Source organism: Sulfuriferula sp. (genome assembly GCF_054605375.1).
Genome location: NZ_JBTSEG010000016.1, coordinates 12111 through 28608, shown reverse-complemented (window position 1 = coordinate 28608; position 16498 = coordinate 12111). Strand labels below are relative to the sequence as shown.

At 55.0% G+C, this 16498-nt stretch carries 17 protein-coding genes and 1 tRNA gene; 3 read left to right on the top strand and 15 right to left on the bottom strand.

Annotation, left to right across the window (positions count from 1 at the left end):
• Window positions 1-5: 5 nt before the first annotated feature.
• From ACYCZJ_RS10255 to hisD, 9 genes are read right to left on the bottom strand one after another with little or no spacing between them, the layout of a single operon-like run.
• Entirely contained in the window at window positions 6-344 is a 339-nt protein-coding gene (locus ACYCZJ_RS10255; RefSeq protein WP_461554119.1) for a histidine triad nucleotide-binding protein, read from the bottom strand.
• Window positions 341-661, bottom strand: a complete 321-nt coding sequence (locus tag ACYCZJ_RS10250) for a phosphoribosyl-ATP diphosphatase (protein ID WP_461554118.1) — start codon at window positions 659-661, stop codon at window positions 341-343. Before ACYCZJ_RS10250 ends, ACYCZJ_RS10255 begins: the two co-directional genes overlap by 4 nt.
• Window positions 658-1047, bottom strand: coding sequence for a phosphoribosyl-AMP cyclohydrolase (gene hisI / locus ACYCZJ_RS10245; RefSeq protein ID WP_461554160.1), 390 nt, complete (start codon window positions 1045-1047; stop codon window positions 658-660). Before hisI ends, ACYCZJ_RS10250 begins: the two co-directional genes overlap by 4 nt.
• A gap of 2 nt (window positions 1048-1049) precedes the next feature.
• Entirely contained in the window at window positions 1050-1811 is a 762-nt protein-coding gene (hisF, locus tag ACYCZJ_RS10240; RefSeq protein ID WP_461554117.1) for an imidazole glycerol phosphate synthase subunit HisF, read from the bottom strand.
• Window positions 1811-2554, bottom strand: coding sequence for a 1-(5-phosphoribosyl)-5-[(5-phosphoribosylamino)methylideneamino]imidazole-4-carboxamide isomerase (hisA, locus tag ACYCZJ_RS10235; RefSeq protein WP_461554116.1), 744 nt, complete (start codon window positions 2552-2554; stop codon window positions 1811-1813). Before hisA ends, hisF begins: the two co-directional genes overlap by 1 nt.
• Window positions 2555-2574: 20 nt before the next feature.
• Complete coding sequence (gene hisH, locus ACYCZJ_RS10230) at window positions 2575-3264, bottom strand: imidazole glycerol phosphate synthase subunit HisH (RefSeq protein ID WP_461554115.1); 690 nt, start codon at window positions 3262-3264, stop codon at window positions 2575-2577.
• Between the two features lies 1 nt (window position 3265).
• The gene (hisB, locus tag ACYCZJ_RS10225) at window positions 3266-3853 is read right to left on the bottom strand and encodes an imidazoleglycerol-phosphate dehydratase HisB (RefSeq protein WP_461554114.1); all 588 of its coding nucleotides are present in this window, start codon (window positions 3851-3853) and stop codon (window positions 3266-3268) included.
• Between the two features lie 21 nt (window positions 3854-3874).
• Entirely contained in the window at window positions 3875-4945 is a 1071-nt protein-coding gene (gene hisC / locus ACYCZJ_RS10220; protein ID WP_461554113.1) for a histidinol-phosphate transaminase, read from the bottom strand.
• 4 nt (window positions 4946-4949) lie between these two features.
• A complete protein-coding gene (hisD, locus tag ACYCZJ_RS10215; RefSeq protein WP_461554159.1) occupies window positions 4950-6251 on the bottom strand; it encodes a histidinol dehydrogenase in 1302 nt (433 codons plus the stop codon).
• A gap of 190 nt (window positions 6252-6441) precedes the next feature.
• Here hisD and ACYCZJ_RS10210 point away from each other — a divergent pair, with 190 nt between their 5' ends.
• Window positions 6442-6864 (top strand): Fur family transcriptional regulator, encoded by a 423-nt coding sequence (locus ACYCZJ_RS10210; RefSeq protein WP_461554158.1) that lies wholly within the window; start codon window positions 6442-6444, stop codon window positions 6862-6864.
• 12 nt (window positions 6865-6876) lie between these two features.
• Here the strand turns inward: ACYCZJ_RS10210 and ACYCZJ_RS10205 are convergent, their stop codons facing one another.
• Window positions 6877-10170, bottom strand: a complete 3294-nt coding sequence (locus ACYCZJ_RS10205) for a DEAD/DEAH box helicase (protein ID WP_461554112.1) — start codon at window positions 10168-10170, stop codon at window positions 6877-6879.
• A 134-nt stretch (window positions 10171-10304) separates the two neighbouring features.
• On the opposite strand from ACYCZJ_RS10205, the gene ACYCZJ_RS10200 reads away from it, so the two are divergent.
• Window positions 10305-10380, top strand: a tRNA-Thr gene (locus ACYCZJ_RS10200).
• A gap of 320 nt (window positions 10381-10700) precedes the next feature.
• The gene (locus ACYCZJ_RS10195) at window positions 10701-11531 is read left to right on the top strand and encodes a ferritin-like domain-containing protein (RefSeq protein WP_461554111.1); all 831 of its coding nucleotides are present in this window, start codon (window positions 10701-10703) and stop codon (window positions 11529-11531) included.
• A gap of 208 nt (window positions 11532-11739) precedes the next feature.
• Here the strand turns inward: ACYCZJ_RS10195 and ACYCZJ_RS10190 are convergent, their stop codons facing one another.
• The 5 genes from ACYCZJ_RS10190 to adk all read right to left on the bottom strand — a co-directional run bounded on the left by ACYCZJ_RS10190 (window position 11740) and on the right by adk (window position 16469).
• On the bottom strand, window positions 11740-13788 hold the full coding sequence (locus ACYCZJ_RS10190; protein ID WP_461554110.1) for a sodium-translocating pyrophosphatase: 2049 nt from the start codon (window positions 13786-13788) through the stop codon (window positions 11740-11742).
• Between the two features lie 80 nt (window positions 13789-13868).
• The gene (locus ACYCZJ_RS10185; RefSeq protein ID WP_461554109.1) at window positions 13869-14087 is read right to left on the bottom strand and encodes a hypothetical protein; all 219 of its coding nucleotides are present in this window, start codon (window positions 14085-14087) and stop codon (window positions 13869-13871) included.
• A gap of 34 nt (window positions 14088-14121) precedes the next feature.
• Window positions 14122-15375, bottom strand: a complete 1254-nt coding sequence (locus tag ACYCZJ_RS10180; protein WP_461554108.1) for a 6-phosphofructokinase — start codon at window positions 15373-15375, stop codon at window positions 14122-14124.
• 59 nt (window positions 15376-15434) lie between these two features.
• Window positions 15435-15809, bottom strand: coding sequence for a hypothetical protein (locus tag ACYCZJ_RS10175; RefSeq protein WP_461554107.1), 375 nt, complete (start codon window positions 15807-15809; stop codon window positions 15435-15437).
• A gap of 6 nt (window positions 15810-15815) precedes the next feature.
• Entirely contained in the window at window positions 15816-16469 is a 654-nt protein-coding gene (gene adk / locus ACYCZJ_RS10170) for an adenylate kinase (RefSeq protein WP_461554106.1), read from the bottom strand.
• Window positions 16470-16498 lie beyond the last annotated feature (29 nt).

The following is a 16498-nucleotide window of genomic DNA, read 5'->3' as shown; positions in this document are numbered from 1 at the left end:
CTTGTTTAAGATAAGTGCGGCATCTTACCACCGCCAAATACGTGTACGTGCAGATGGAATACCTCCTGCCCGCCACCACGTCCTGTATTGATCGTAGTACGAAATCCGTCATTCAGCCCATGCTTGCGAGCCAGCTCAGGGGCCAGCAACAACATGCGGCCAAGCAGCCCCTCATGTTGCGCTTCGCATTCCACCAATGAAGCGATATGCAACTTTGGGATAATCAGCAAGTGTACAGGCGCCGCCGGGTATATATCATGAAAAACAAGCAACTCGTCATTTTCAAAGACTTTTTTGCTGGGTAGTTCACCCGCCGCAATTTTACAGAAAATACAGTCCGTCATTGTTTGCTCCGCGCCGATTTTTCGATGTGCCCGGATACACCTTCACGCCGTGCCAATTCATCAAGAACATCCTGTGGGCCAAGACCCTGACTAGCCAATAAAATCAAAGTATGAAACCACAAGTCCGCTGTTTCATATACGATCTTTTTCGGGTCACCATCCTTGGCGGCCATGATGGTCTCGGCTGCTTCTTCAGCGATTTTCTTCAACATCGCATCCAGGCCCTTGGCATACAGGCTGGCGACATACGATGAGTCCGCAGCACTTGCTTTTCGGGCTTCCAGCGTCGCACCAAGGCGTTCGAGAATATCGCTCACTTGTGATAGATCTCCGCAGGATCCTTCAGCACCGGTTCCGTGGTCACCCATTGACCATTTTCAAACTTCTGGAAAAAACAGTCATGCCGTCCTGTGTGACAGGCAATCCCGCCCACTTGTTCAACCCTGAGCAAAATCACATCCTGGTCGCAATCCAGGCGAATTTCTTTTACCTTCTGGACGTGACCAGATTCTTCTCCTTTGTGCCATAGCTTTTTACGTGAACGCGACCAATATACCGCCTCACTGGTTTCCACAGTACGCTTCAAAGCCTCCCGGTTCATCCACGCAACCATTAAAACTGCGCCATCACCGGCATCCTGTGCAATCGCGGGCACCAAACCATCTGCTGTCCAGTTCACCTTGTTCAACCAATTGTCCGACACGCTCACAATCTGACCTCAATCCCATTTTGCATCATGTGCAACTTGGCTTCATTCACAGTATATTCGCCAAAATGAAAAATACTGGCCGCCAGCACTGCGTCAGCATGGCCTTGGATCACGCCATCCGCCAAATGTTGCAAATTGCCCACGCCGCCACTGGCAATGACCGGTATCTTCACTGCATCTGACACTGCGCGCGTCAGCGGCAAGTTAAACCCGCTCCGGGTTCCATCCCGATCCATACTGGTTAAAAGGATTTCGCCGGCGCCCAAATCCTGCATTTTTTGCGCCCATTCCACCGCATCCAGGCCCGTAGCGCGGCGTCCGCCATGGGTGTAAACCTCCCATTTTCCATCGCTGCCAGCCTTCGCATCTATCGCTACCACAATGCATTGCGACCCGAAGTGAGCAGCTGCGTCGGCTACTATCTGGGGGTGGATAACGGCGGTAGTATTGATACTGACTTTGTCAGCACCCGCATTGAGCAGACGTCGCACGTCGCTAACTTCGCGCACGCCTCCGCCGACCGTCAACGGGATGAATACCTCTGCCGCCACAGCCTCGATAATGTGCAATATCAAATCACGCTGATCGGAACTGGCGGTAATATCAAGAAAAGTCAGTTCATCTGCACCTTCGCGATCATAGCGACGGGCAATTTCCACCGGATCACCAGCGTCGCGCAGGCCAACGAAATTGACGCCCTTGACCACCCGGCCAGCGGTCACGTCGAGACAGGGAATAATACGCTTGGCGAGCCCCATTATGCTTCTGACAATTCGTCGGAGAGTTTCTGCGCAGCAGCGAAATCCAGCGTTCCCTCATAGATGGCACGGCCGGTGATTGCGCCCATGATGCCTTCTTTTTCAGCTGCGCACAGATAGCGAACGTCGTCCAGATTGGTAATGCCGCCACTGGCAATCACGGGAATGGTCAAGGCCTGTGCCAGTTTTACCGTTGCCTCGATATTGACCCCGGAGAGCATGCCATCCCGGCCAATATCTGTATAGATCACGCCTTCTACACCGTAATCCTGGAATTTTTTCGCCAGATCAATCACATCGTGATGCGTCATTTTTGACCAGCCATCCACCGCTACTTTACCTTCCTTGGCATCCAGCCCAACGATGATATGACCTGGAAAAGCGTTACAGGCATCGTGCAGAAAACCAGGTGTTTTCACTGCTGCCGTGCCGATGATGACATAGCGGATACCGTCATCCAGATAACGTGCAATGGTATCCAGGTCACGGATGCCGCCGCCCAGTTGTACCGGCACATCCTCGCCTACCGCATCCACGATGGCTTTAATCGCGCCTTCATTGACTGGCTTACCTGCAAAGGCACCATTCAAGTCGACCAGATGCAGGCGGCGTGCACCTTGTGCCAGCCAATGCCGCGCCATTTCCGCAGGGTCTTCCGAAAATACGGTAGCCTCTTCCATGAGGCCCTGTTTAAGACGCACGCAGTGTCCGTCTTTCAAGTCAATTGCAGGAATAATCAACATGGCATTGGTACTTGTAATGTCTATAAGGAACAGTGGGTATTAAAAGTATCGCATTGATTGGCAGCAATGTTGCCATCCCATGTCACGAAATTACCTAGTAAAGCGAGCCCTGCTGCCTGGCTTTTTTCCGGGTGAAATTGCACTGCAAAAATATTGTTGGCCGCTACCGCACTGGTGAACGGAAATGGATACAGCGTAAACGCCGAAACCATATCCGGATTCCCGGCTTCAACATAATAGCTGTGTACAAAATAAAAACGCTCACTCTCGGCAATGCCGCCCCACATCGGATGCGGGACTGCCTGATGCACTTCATTCCAGCCCATATGGGGCACTTTTAGCCGATTACCTGCGCTGTCATGCATGGCCTCGTCCGGAAAGCGCAGCACACGCCCCGGAAGGACGCCAAGGCAAGGCGTATCACCCTCCTCGCTATGCTCAAACAGCACCTGCAATCCCATACATATACCCAGAAAAGGTTTGGTCCTTGCCGCTTCCACAATGACATCCTTGAGACCGCGCGCCAGAATTTCCCGCATGCAGTCGGGCGCGGCACCCTGACCCGGAAATACGACGCGTCCGGCAGACAGTATCGTCTCCGGGTCATTGGTCACCACCACCTGTACGGCAGGCGCCACATGCTCGAGCGCCTTGGACACCGAGCGCAGATTACCCATGCCGTAATCGATTACGGCGATATCGGCACCCATGTCAGAGACTGCCTTTGGTGGAAGGCATCACCCCTCCCATGCGCAGATCGGCTTCCACCGCCATGCGCACGGCGCGGCCAAATGCCTTGAAAATGGTTTCGGCCTGATGGTGCGCATTGACACCGCGCAGATTGTCAATGTGCAGCGTCACCCCGGCATGGTTGATGAAGCCCTGGAAAAACTCGTGAATCAGGTCTACATCGAAACCGCCGATAACGGCACGCGTATATTTCACGTGATATTCCAGCCCGGGGCGCCCGGACAAATCCAGCACCACGCGCGATAACGCTTCGTCCAGCGGCACGTAGGCATGGCCGTAGCGACGCACCCCTTTCTTGTCGCCGATGGCCTTGGCGAACGCCTGTCCCAAGGTAATGCCGATATCTTCAACAGTATGATGCGCATCAATGTGCAAATCGCCCACGGCTTTGACTTCGATATCCATCACGCCATGACGGGCGATTTGATCGAGCATATGGTCAAGGAAGGGCACGCCGGTCTGGAAACGGCCATTACCACTACCATCCAGATTGAGTGTCACGCTGATCTGGGTTTCCAGAGTATTACGAGTAACTTGGGCTGTACGCATGATATTTTTGAATGCTCAAAATTAAACGGACTGACGCAGTATGTCTGTCAATGCATCCATCAACGCCGCACATTGCACATCGGTTCCTATGGTAATCCGCATGAATGATGCAATGCGTTCCGGCTTGCGGAAATGACGCACAATAATACCGCGTTCGCGTAATTTCGCCGTCAACTCCTTACCATCATACTGCGGGTGGCGGGTCAGGACAAAATTCGCTGCAGAAGGCAGCACTTCAAATCCGGCCAATTGCAAACCTGCAACCAACTTGTCGCGTGTGCCGATGATCTTGCGGCAAGTCGATTCAAAGTTGGCGCGGTCCTGCATCGCGGCAGCGGCACCCGCCTGCGCGGGTCGACCCAGTGGATAGGAATTGAAGCTGTCCTTGACTCGCTCAAGCGCCTCGATCAACCCGGCATCACCCACCGCGTATCCCACACGCAACCCGGCGAGCGAACGCGATTTTGACAATGTATGAATAACCAGAAGTTGTGGAAAACGCTTAACCAGACTAATCGCAGACTCCGCGCCGAAATCCACATAAGCTTCATCGACCACAACCACTGAATCGGGGTTAGCCAGTAATAACCGTTCAATCTCTCTCAATGGCAACGCACATCCGGTAGGCGCGTTCGGGTTCGGAAAAACAATGCCGCCATTCGGCCGCAGATAATCATCCACGCTGATTTCAAAACTCTCAGTAAGTGGCACTTCGCAGTATTCGATGCCGTACAGACCGCAATATACCGGATAAAAACTGTAGGTAATGTCCGGAAACAGAATCGGCAAATCGTGCTTGAGCAATGCATGAAACGCGTGTGCCAATATTTCATCCGAACCGTTCCCGACAAATACATTGGCAAGTTCGAGGTCATGATATTCGGCAATAATCTGCCTGAGGCGCTCGCTATTCGGATCCGGGTACAGACGCAAACTGTCCGCGGCCTCCGCACGTAGCGCCTCCAGCACCCGCAGACCCGGGCCATACGGATTCTCATTGGTATTCAATTTGACCAGATTGCCCAGTTTGGGCTGCTCGCCCGGCACATAAGGTGTCAGCCCGTGCACCACCTGGCTCCAAAAACGACTCATAAAATTAATCCGTGGAAATGCGATATTCGGCAGAGCGGGCATGCGCCTGCAAACCCTCGCCATAGGCCAATGTGGCGGCAATTTTACCCAGCGTCCGGGCACCCTGTTCGGATACCTGGATCAGACTGGTGCGCTTCTGGAAATCGTAGACACCCAGCGGGCTGGAAAACCTCGCGGTGCGCGAAGTGGGTAATACGTGGTTGGGTCCGGCACAATAATCCCCCAGTGCTTCACAGGTAGTCCGCCCCATGAAGATCGCGCCGGCATGTTTAATTTTGGCCGCCCATTTTTCAGGCTGGTCTACTGACAATTCCAGATGTTCGGGAGCAATGTGGTTGGCGATAGCAACGGCTTCATCCAGGTCGCGTACCTCGATTAATATGCCGCGGCCGCCGAGAGACGCTTCAATGACTGCGCGGCGCGGCATGTCAGGCAGGAGTTTCCCGATACTGGCGATCACAGCATCAATGTAGGCTGGATCGGGACACAGCAAAATGGATTGCGCCAATTCATCGTGTTCGGCTTGCGAGAACAAATCCATCGCAATCCAGTCCGGATTGGTCTTGCCATCACAAATCACCAGAATTTCCGATGGCCCGGCCACCATGTCGATACCCACAGTACCGAATACACGGCGCTTGGCAGCGGCCACGTAAGCATTACCGGGACCGACAATTTTATCCACCTGGGGGATACTGGCCGTACCATAGGCCAATGCTGCCACGGCTTGCGCGCCACCGATGGTGAAGACACGCGAGACGCCCGCCACTGCCGCCGCCGCCAACACCAGTTCATTTTGAACGCCGTCCGGGGTAGGCACCACCATGATGAGTTCCTCCACACCCGCTACCTTGGCGGGTATGGCATTCATCAGCACCGATGACGGATACGCTGCTTTTCCACCCGGCACATACAAGCCAACACGATCCAGCGCGGTGACTTGTTGACCCAGCACGGTACCGTCAGGTTCGGTGTAGGTCCATGACTGCATCACTTGATGCTCATGATATGCACGGATGCGGGCGGCAGCCGCTTCCAGCGCTTCACGCTGCGCATTAGGCAGCTTGTCGAGGGCGGCTTGCAAGCTCGCGACCGGCAATTCCAGTTGCGACATCGTGGCAACATCCAGCCGATCGAAGCGTTTGGTATATTCAAGGACGGCGCTATCACCATCGCGACGCACATGCAGCAGGATATCCTCTACCGTACGTTCGATGGCTGCGTCCTGGCCACTTTCAAAGGCAAGCAAATGGTCAAGTTCGGATTGAAACTGCGGCGAACGAGTTGTTAGCCGTTGGATAGTCAGCATGGTTTGGGGCAATCTATAAACAGCAGTCAGCTTTACGCAAATATGGTGAATATTATACCGGCAAAGACGCCGAATTCAGCGCTATTTATTACGAGGTCGTCCACAATTAGACAGAGTCCAGACTTTGGATTAGTATTGCAATCATCACTCGTCGGATATTACAAGGCAAACGGAAGCTATGGACATGATGGTGCAACAATACAGTCGCGACAATATGGCAGATTTACTGCGCGGCCATGATATCAATCCCACGCATCAGCGCATCGAGATTGCTTTTGCATTATTCTCACGCCAGCAACATCTGTCTGCAGACCAGATCATGGCGATCGTCAACGATCGCCATTCAGAAACCTCCAAAGCCACGGTCTACAATACGCTCAACCTGTTTCTGGAAAAAAAACTGATCCGTGAAGTCATCGTGGATCCGAACAAGGTTTTTTACGATCCCAATACCCAGTTGCATCATCATTTCTATAATGTATCCAGCGGCGAACTGACCGATATTGACGCAAACGGTGTCACCATTTGCGGACTGCCGCAATTGCCCGAAGGCGTCGTCACTGAGGGTGTGGACATTATTGTCCGCATCCGGCCTGGTGCTGCCGCGTAAAAACAGAGACTGCTAGTCCAGCGGTTCAAACATCACCCGCAAGTCCTCCGCTGTCAGCGTGTTGGCTGCGTGTTCGTTGTCTCCCAGCACGCCTGCCACCATACTGCGTTTACGTTCCTGCAACGCAAGGATTTTTTCCTCTACAGTGCCCTCGGTATACAACTTGTAGACAAACACCGGATTAAGCTGGCCAATACGATGAGCACGGCCTGTGGCCTGGTCTTCCACAGCCGGATTCCACCACGGATCATAATGGATCACGGTATCGGCAGCCGTCAGATTAAGGCCCGTTCCTCCGGCCTTGAGGCTGATCAGGAACAACGGTACCTCCCCCGCCTGAAAGCGATTCACGGGTGTCTCGCGGTCACGTGTTTGCCCGGTTAGTTTGACGAAATCGATTTCGCGCTCATCCAGTTCCTGTTCAATCAAGCTCAACATGCTGGTGAATTGTGAAAACAGCAGAATACGGCGGCCTTCGGCAAGCATCTCCGGCAATAGCGCCATGAGCAATTCCAGCTTGGCTGACTCCTTCACCTTGCGCGCGGCCGGCAATGCCAGCAAACGCGGATCGCAACAGACCTGGCGCAACTTCAACAGCGCATCAAGAATCACAATCTGGCTCTTCTTGAAGCCTTGTTCGGCAATCGCGTTACGAACCTTATCCTGCATGGTCGCACGGATGGTTTCATACAAATCACGCTGAGCGCCACTCAGCTCGCAAGTACGTGGAATATCGGTTTTGGCAGGTAAATCCTGCGCCACCTCGGCCTTTGTTCTGCGCAGCAAGAAAGGCGAGATGCGACGTGCCAGGGCATCCCGGCACAGGGTATCGTGATATTTTTCGATCGGGTTGCGGAATACGCGTTTGAATTGAGCCTCATTGCCCAGCAATCCCGGAACCAAAAAGTGAAACAGTGACCACAATTCGCCCAGATTGTTTTCCATCGGCGTGCCGGTAAGCGCCAGACGATGGCGTGCTGCCAGTTTATGCACAACCTGGGTAGCCTGGGATTTTGGATTTTTGATGAAATGCGCCTCATCCAGAATCAGCAAATGAAACTGGCATTCGGCCAGGGCGCCACTATCGCGTGGCAATAACGCATAGGTGGTCAGCACCAAATCATAATCATTGATATTGTCGAAATGCGTTGCACGATCCGGTCCATGCAAAACCAGGACGCGCAAATCGGGCGCAAACCGGTTGGCCTCGCGACGCCAGTTGAACATCAGGCTGGTGGGCGCCACAACCAGACTGGGGCGATCCGCCCGGCCTGCTTCTTTTTCGATCAGGATGTGCGCCAGCGCCTGCAACGTTTTACCCAAGCCCATGTCATCGCCCAGGACACCGCCCAGATTGTATTCACGCAGGAACTGCAACCAATTCAGACCCTCCTGTTGATACGGGCGCAACTCGGCTTGCAAACCCGCTGGCGGCGCCACCGGGATTACGCCGGAAAACTCGCGCAGCTTGCGTCCCAGCTCCAGCAGTTTGTCGCCACTGAGCCAGCGCAGCCGCGCGGCTGAATCAATGTCAGCTAGCCGTGCTGCATGTACCGCATTCATTTCCAGGCGCCCTGAGCTGTCCAGCGCGTCGCCGTCAAACAACTCTACCAGCACCGCCAGCAGACCGCGCACACGCTCCGCCGGCAGCGCAATTTTTTTACCCGATGGCAGTGCTGCCAGATAATGCCCGGTTGCCGGCGCTTCACCGCGCAATAATGCAGCATGCGCATCGTCACTTAAATCACGAACCAGCCCCGCCAGGATAGGCAGCAGGCTGATGCGCTCGCCCGCTACAGTGATGCCCAACTCAAGACCAAACCAGTCAGTGCCCGAGGTTTCATCCAGTTCCGCATGCCATTCATCCTCTGCCTCGGCAATATCCCAACGAAACTCCGCTGTAGTCTCCACCCGCCAGCCGGACTCGACCAACCCGGGCAAATGCTGCATGGCAAAATCTGCCCAGCCATCCTCATCTTCCAAAGTAAAGGCGTCGCCGAGCTTGCTGGCCCCGGGCAGATCAAGGCGTTTGGCTGGAAAAAAATCCAATGCTTCGAGCTGCTGCAACGCAGCACGTTCAGTCACATGATGACGCTGAATGGCGAGCAACTCATCACCGATACGGCGATTCACACTGTCACCTTCTGTATGGATATTGACGCGACTCCCCTGATAATCGAACTCCAGCCGCGCCAAATCCACATGCACTGTCTGGCCCGGGCGCTGCCACCCATAATGCACCAGCGGGGGGCCATCCATTTGCTGGCTGGTAAGCCTGAGTATGGTGGTCGGGATGACGCTGTCAATATTGCGGGTGTGCAAGCGCGCGGGCACAGGCAAGGTTGCGGGGATCTGCGCCAGACGCCGGGTGACGGCCTCCATTACCTGCATAGGTACCGCAGGCGAACTGGCGATTGTCTCAGCGACTGCGTCCGTCAGGCCGGTATCCAGTTCACCGCATTCATGCGCGGCCACGTCGAGCCACCAAGGGGGGGCCAGCGCCAGCACCCTGGCTGGCGGTTGCGGTTGCAGCGTCAGGCGTTGGTCACCATCCGTCGCATCCACCCAGACCGCAGTTGCCGGGCGCGCTCCCTGATAACGCAGCGGCTCCGTTTCCGCTGACTGCCAGAACGCGCGTCCGGTCAATAGCAACTGACGTAACGCAATGGCACCGCGATGGCCGCTCAGATAAAAACTCGGTTCGGCGTCCAATCCACGTTCCAGCGTTCGCAGTAATTCAACCGCATCCCAGTCAACGGGTGAAACAAATTGCGGGGGATTGGGATTGTAGAGCGATTTGAATCCAGTCCACGGCTTGGCCGAACCATAGCCGCCCTTCTGTAACAAGCGCGCCTTCAGCAACCGCACCACCAGCCGCCCATCTGCCAGGGCTTCAATGACATACAGCAGGCGATCCTGCACCTCCGGCGCAAATTGGCCATCCGGTCCGGCGGCCTGCGCTGCCTGTCCGAGCCGCTGCAACCATATATCCAAACCCGCAGGCACCCCATCCACCGATTGCGTACCGTCACCCAATGCCGCAATCAGCACGGCCGCGACATGTTTACAGTTGTAACCTACCGGGCACCCGCAATGCCCAACCGGATACCAGCCTTTCGGACTGTGATTGACCCGGATAGTCACCGGATAAGGCAATGTGCGCGAACCTTGTACTCGTGCCGACATGTAACGCTTATCGCCACTGCACTCCATATCCAGCACACGTTCCTGCCAGACCAGATCGCGCCCACGAGCCAGCCACGTCTCGGAAAAATGGTCGCGCAAATCTTGTTCGGATAACGTCATGGATTTATCTATGGGCGAAAGGCGCGATTATCCCCCGTCTTGCCCCTATAGTTCAACTAGGGAATCGATTCCCGAGAAATTCCATGCAACAAGATTGCCGTATACCCGGCCATTCTCTATAATCCACGCCTTGTGCCGATGTAGCTCAGTTGGTAGAGCAGCGCATTCGTAATGCGAAGGTCACCAGTTCGATTCCGGTCATCGGCACCATCAGAAAAATGAATGAAGTCAGAGTAATCGGGCTTCATTCATTTATACCGTCAAATCAAGAACTTTCTTGTTCGCATCCACACTCAGGCTGCCTGGCGGCAAAGCAAATAAGGCAGCTGCCGGATTGTCAGTCAATCCAGGTAAAACTACCGTTGGCATGTTTGGCAAAAAAACACCACACGTTTTACCTTGATAGAATCAAGTTTCAGTTGGATTACTTTGCTGCCATAAATGTAAGCACCCCGGGGCATATTGAACCTACATCAAACATGACGGAAGCCTGCAACGGCATCAATACAATTATTCACCGCTTTTTAATTATGGATAAACATTACAAAGATGCATCCGATTTTCAACCGGAAGAGTTGCGCCAGGCAGCGCTGTTCTGGCTGGCGGAACCGGTAGTTGCCCGCAAGCTCAAGGGGGTAGCGCTGCTTGCACAGGCATGGTCAACCGGCAACCTCAGGCTGGATGCGCATGCGGCATTGTCGCCACAATCCTCTCTACCCGGTCAGCCGGCGAAGCCGGAACAGGTAATGCCACGCCTGGTTAAGCGCCGTTCAATGATGACCACCGAGGGCCGGGCGATATTGATCCATGCATTGGCACACATCGAGTTCAATGCCATCAATCTGGCGCTGGATGCGATTTGGCGGTTCGCCGATATGCCGCCTGCGTATTATGCTGACTGGCTACAAGTGGCAAAAGAGGAAGCGCTGCATTTCACGCTACTGAGCGAGCATTTGCAAAGCCAGGGCTATGGCTACGGAGATTTCCCCGCGCATAACAGCTTATGGGAGATGGCCGCTAAAACGCAGGGCGATGTTCTGGCGCGCATCGCTCTGGTGCCACGCACGTTGGAGGCACGCGGGCTGGATGCTTCACCTGCCGTCCGCGCCAAACTTGTACAGGTTGGAGACACGGCTGCCGCCGCCATTCTCGATATCATTTTGCAAGATGAAATTGGTCATGTCGGTATCGGTAACCGCTGGTATGGCTGGCTGTGCGAGCAGCGCGGCCTCGATCCAATCACCACTTACACCCGCCTCGCCACCGAATATAAGGCACCGGTCATGCGTGGGCCATTCAACCTTGAAGCACGGCGCGCAGCAGGTTTCAGCGAGATTGAGCTGGCCGAGCTGGGACGATGATTCTGCGATTCATTTCTAATGTCACTTCATTTAGCCGGCCCAGGCCTGTGCCTTACACGCTATTCAGGTAATGCCGCGGTGAATCTAAACGCCATTTCTGTGTAAGGAGTCCAACTGCCTGCTTTGCTCCAAATAAAGAAGGCCAGACTTTCGTCTGGCCTTCTTTCAATGCGCCGTAACTGCATGGCACAAACAGAACGTGATGCTGTTAATGCAGCAGTGGCACAATCAGCAGTGCCACAATATTGATGATCTTGATCAGCGGGTTGATAGCAGGCCCTGCTGTGTCCTTGTAGGGATCACCCACGGTATCGCCAGTCACCGCGGCCTTGTGGGCTTCAGATCCCTTGCCGCCGAAATTACCCTCTTCGATGTATTTCTTGGCGTTATCCCAGGCACCGCCGCCGGTGGTCATCGAAATGGCCACGAATATACCGGTGACGATGGAGCCCATCAGCACGCCGCCCAGCGCCTTGGTGCCGGCACCCGGACCCATTAATGCGGTCATGCCCAAGGCGACCACGATCGGCACCAGAACAGGCAACAGCGAGGGAATCATCATTTCCTTGATCGCGGCACGGGTCAGCATGTCAACAGCTTTGGAATAATCCGGTTTGGCAGTACCCGCCATGATGCCGGGGATTTCCTTGAACTGACGGCGCACTTCTACCACCACGCTGCCGGCAGCACGGCCTACCGCTTCCATCCCCATGGCACCGAACAGATACGGCACCATGCCGCCGATGAACAAGCCGATGATCACCGCCGGGTCGGACAGGGAAAAGTCCACCAGTTTGCCGGCGTGTTGCAGGGTATGGGTGTAGTCGGCAAACAGCACCAGCGCCGCCAGGCCGGCAGAACCGATCGCATAGCCCTTGGTGACCGCTTTGGTGGTGTTGCCCACGGCATCCAGCGGATCGGTGATCGCGCGCACGCTATCAGGTAAATTAGCCATTTCCGCGATACCGCCTGCGTTATCGGTGACCGGTCCGTAGGCATCGAGCGCCACGATGATGCCGGTCATGGACAGCATGCCGGTAGCGGCAATAGCGATGCCATATAAACCCGCCAATTGATAGGATACGAGAATGGCCACACACACAGCCATAACGGGTGCAGCGGTAGAGCGCATCGACACGCCCAGCCCGGCGATCACATTGGTGCCGTGACCCGTGGTGGAAGCCTGGGCGATATGGCGTACCGGTGCATATTCAGTAGCGGTGTAGTACTCGGTAATCAGCACCATCGCAGCCGTCAACCCGAGCCCGACCAGACCGCACAGATACAGACTCATCACGCTGTAGCTGCCATTGTCGGCCATCAGCCATTGCGTGACCGGGTAGAACGCCACGGCCGCCAGCACGCCCGACACGATCAGGCCGCGGTAGAGGGCGTTCATGATTTTTCCGCCTTCCCGTGCATTGACGAAAAACGTGCCGATCACCGAGGCGACGATGGACACGCCGCCCAATACCAGCGGATAGATCATCGCACCGGTACCCGCGGTATGCAGCACCAGGCCGCCCAGCAGCATGGTGGCGATGATGGTCACCGCGTAGGTCTCGAACAGGTCGGCTGCCATCCCCGCACAGTCGCCCACGTTGTCACCCACGTTATCAGCGATGACGGCCGGATTCCGCGGATCATCTTCCGGGATGCCGGCTTCAACCTTGCCGACCAGGTCTGCACCCACGTCTGCACCCTTGGTGAAAATACCGCCACCCAGCCGCGCAAAAATGGAAATCAGCGAGCCGCCGAAGCCCAGGCCGATCAGCGGAGAAATATTGACGACCTCACCAACCGGCGTGGTGGCTGCCAGGAAAGCATAAAAGCCCGCCACGCCCAACAAACCCAGACCGACGACCAGCATGCCGGTAATGGCGCCGCTACGGAAGGCTACTTTCAGCGCCGGGTTGAGCCCTTCGCGCGCAGCTTCGGCAGTACGCACGTTGGCACGTACCGAGATATTCATGCCGATGTAGCCTGCCGCAGCAGACAGGATGGCGCCGAGCGCAAAACCCGCCGCAGTAAGCTTGCCGATGAAGACAAATATAAGGATGAACAGCACGACTCCCACCATGCCTATGGTGCGGTACTGACGATTGAGATAGGCTTGTGCGCCTTCCTGAATCGCCGCGGCAATTTCGCGCATGCGCTCATTGCCAGTAGGCTTGGCCAACACCCATTTGATTGAAACCAGGCCATAGATGATGGCAAAAACAGCGCAAGCGAGCGCCAATACTAGACCATCCGACATACTTCATCCCTCCTTGGATTACTTGTGCGAATCGGAGCCTGTTGCGGCCGGCTCATTGCCTTGTAACTATTTTTTTTTATTCAGTACGGCTTGCCAATGGCAAGACCACCCTCAAAACGCATCCCCGGCTCGAAGCCGAAAATTTCGGTGAGATTCAACTCCTGTATGAATTGATCGACCGCTTCCTGCCCATGCTCACGCTGCACTTCCGAGAGGATCAGCTTGGCGGAATTACCGTTGTAGAATCCGCCAAAATCGGCCTGGACAGCAAGCAACTGGCGTGCGCGGTCTAGGGTCATGGCGGGTTGTTTAAGGTTCAGTGGTGAACACGTATCAAATTGAAAACGGCTTCAATTTTTTCGCCACTGCCACATTCTTCAATGTCACATATTGCGGCAAGCCGTTCTCGTATTTTGGATAGTCCTCGCCCTGAATCAGCGGTGCCAGGTAACGACGGCATTTTTCGGTAATGCCGTAGCCATCCTTGCTGATGAAGTCGCGCGGCATGAATTTCTCGACGTTGGCGACCTTGGACAAGGGCGCCATGCCGATCTTGTATTTGTAGGGCGAATCGGAGATGCGATCCACCGTGGGCATCACCGAATTATGTCCCTTGATGGCCAGTTCGACGGCCTTTTTACCCAGCTCGTAAGCCTGCTTCACATCGGTCTTGGAAGCAATGTGACGCGCCGAGCGTTGCAGGTAATCCGCCACCGCCCAGTGGAATTTGTAACCGTGGGCTTCCTTGATCATGTTTGCCACCACCGGTGCAGCGCCGCCCAACTGGGCATGGCCGAAGGCATCGCGCGTACCCTGCTCTGCAAGAAATTTACCATCCGGATAGTGACAACCCTCTGATACCACGATCGTACAGTAGCCGAATTCCTCGACTTTTTTCTTCACGGCAGCGAGGAATTTTTTCTGGTCGAATTCAATTTCCGGGAACAGGATGACTACAGGAATACCCTGGTCAGCCACCAGGCCGCCCGCTGCCGCAATCCAGCCGGCGTGGCGACCCATCACCTCGATCACGAATACCTTGGTCGAAGTCTTGGCCATGGAGCGCACATCATACGAAGCTTCCAGCGTGGACACTGCAATGTACTTGGCTACCGAGCCGAAACCCGGGCAGCAGTCGGTAATGGGCAAATCATTGTCTACCGTCTTGGGCACGTGGATGGCCTGGATCGGATAACCCATGGCCTCCGACAACTGCGAGACCTTGAAGCAGGTGTCGGCGGAATCGCCGCCGCCATTGTAGAAAAAGTAACCGATGTTGTGCGCCTTGAACACTTCGATCAGGCGCGCATATTCGCGCTTGTTGGCTTCCAGGCTTTTCAGCTTGAAGCGGCATGAACCGAACGCGCCGGATGGAGTGGAACGCAACGCGGCAATCGCCGCATCGGTTTCCTTGCTGGTATCGATCAGGTCTTCGGTCAACGCGCCGATAATGCCGTTGCGGCCTGCATAGACTTTGCCGATCTTGTCCTTGTGCTTGCGTGCGGTCTGGATCACACCACAGGCTGATGCGTTGATGACCGCAGTGACACCACCCGACTGCGCATAGAAGGCATTTTTTTTTGCCATTTATATTTTCTCCATCCAAAAATAAAAACGCCAGCGGATTGCTCTGCTGGCGTATGGTTTTAACTGATGTCTTTAGCGGTTTTTCCTGAAGTTACACCGGCCTGTTCTTTTTCGTGGTCGGCCTGCACTCTCAGCAATACCAGCACACAATCGCCGAGGTCATCATATTCCTCGCGCCCGGTGCCGAACATTTGATGCACTCGATAGAAAAACATGCTGCGGAAGCGTCCTTCGCCCACCTTGGCGATCACGAAACTGCAATCACGCTGTTTCCAGAACAGGCAGGGGCAGGTAGTCAGTTCGCGGTCTTCCGGATACATGCGCAGCTCGGTGTCAGCGATATCGACCGCTACATCGTGCCCGTAACGCTCCTTGACCGCACTCTCGACGATGCTGCGTTCGGTATCGCTGAAATCCGCAACCGTGTTTCCCATGGATGATTAACCCAATGCCTGGAAAATGGAATCACGTATTCCTTCCACTTTGCCGGTACCTGTCACCTTCACGTATTTCGGCGCCCCAGCTTCACCATTTGCCGCCCATTTGGAATAGTAGGCCACCAGCGGTTCGGTCTGCGCATGGTAAACGTCCAGACGTTTTTTCACGGTTTCTTCGGTATCGTCGTCGCGCTGGATCAGGTCTTCACCGGTTGCATCATCCTTGCCGGCGACTTTGGGCGGATTGAACACCACATGATAGGTGCGTCCTGAAGCCGGGTGGACACGACGGCCCGACATGCGCTTGACGATTTCTTCGTCGGGCACATCGATCTCGACCACGTAATCAATCGGTACACCAGCAGCCTTCATGGCTTCGGCCTGGGGAATAGTGCGGGGAAACCCGTCAAACAGGAATCCCTTGGCGCAATCATCCTGCTTGATGCGGTCTTTCACCAAGCCGATGATGATATCGTCCGAGACCAGTTGGCCTGCGTCCATCACGGCTTTGGCAGCTTTACCCATCTCGGTGCCGGCAGCAATGGCCGCACGCAGCATGTCGCCTGTGGATATCTGCGGGATGCCGTAGCGTTCCTTGATGTAATTAGCTTGTGTGCCTTTGCCCGCGCCGGGGCCGCCTAACAGAATCAGTCTCATTGATTACTCCATGGTATTTTTGGTATGAC

Bases quoted from the DNA above. Each gene is read 5' to 3' on its own strand.
- ACYCZJ_RS10190 (WP_461554110.1), bottom strand. From the start codon at position 13,788: ATGTCGGATGGTCTAGTATTGGCGCTCGCTTGCGCTGTTTTTGCCATC.
- hisA (WP_461554116.1), bottom strand. From the start codon at position 2,554: ATGTTGATTATTCCTGCAATTGACTTGAAAGACGGACACTGCGTGCGT.
- ACYCZJ_RS10185 (WP_461554109.1), bottom strand. From the start codon at position 14,087: ATGACCCTAGACCGCGCACGCCAGTTGCTTGCTGTCCAGGCCGATTTT.
- ACYCZJ_RS10210 (WP_461554158.1), top strand. From the start codon at position 6,442: ATGGTGCAACAATACAGTCGCGACAATATGGCAGATTTACTGCGCGGC.
- ACYCZJ_RS10195 (WP_461554111.1), top strand. From the start codon at position 10,701: ATGGATAAACATTACAAAGATGCATCCGATTTTCAACCGGAAGAGTTG.
- hisF (WP_461554117.1), bottom strand. From the start codon at position 1,811: ATGGGGCTCGCCAAGCGTATTATTCCCTGTCTCGACGTGACCGCTGGC.
- ACYCZJ_RS10180 (WP_461554108.1), bottom strand. From the start codon at position 15,375: ATGGCAAAAAAAAATGCCTTCTATGCGCAGTCGGGTGGTGTCACTGCG.
- ACYCZJ_RS10205 (WP_461554112.1), bottom strand. From the start codon at position 10,170: ATGACGTTATCCGAACAAGATTTGCGCGACCATTTTTCCGAGACGTGG.
- ACYCZJ_RS10175 (WP_461554107.1), bottom strand. From the start codon at position 15,809: ATGGGAAACACGGTTGCGGATTTCAGCGATACCGAACGCAGCATCGTC.
- hisC (WP_461554113.1), bottom strand. From the start codon at position 4,945: ATGAGTCGTTTTTGGAGCCAGGTGGTGCACGGGCTGACACCTTATGTG.
- ACYCZJ_RS10255 (WP_461554119.1), bottom strand. From the start codon at position 344: ATGACGGACTGTATTTTCTGTAAAATTGCGGCGGGTGAACTACCCAGC.
- adk (WP_461554106.1), bottom strand. From the start codon at position 16,469: ATGAGACTGATTCTGTTAGGCGGCCCCGGCGCGGGCAAAGGCACACAA.
- hisB (WP_461554114.1), bottom strand. From the start codon at position 3,853: ATGCGTACAGCCCAAGTTACTCGTAATACTCTGGAAACCCAGATCAGC.
- hisH (WP_461554115.1), bottom strand. From the start codon at position 3,264: ATGGGTGCCGATATCGCCGTAATCGATTACGGCATGGGTAATCTGCGC.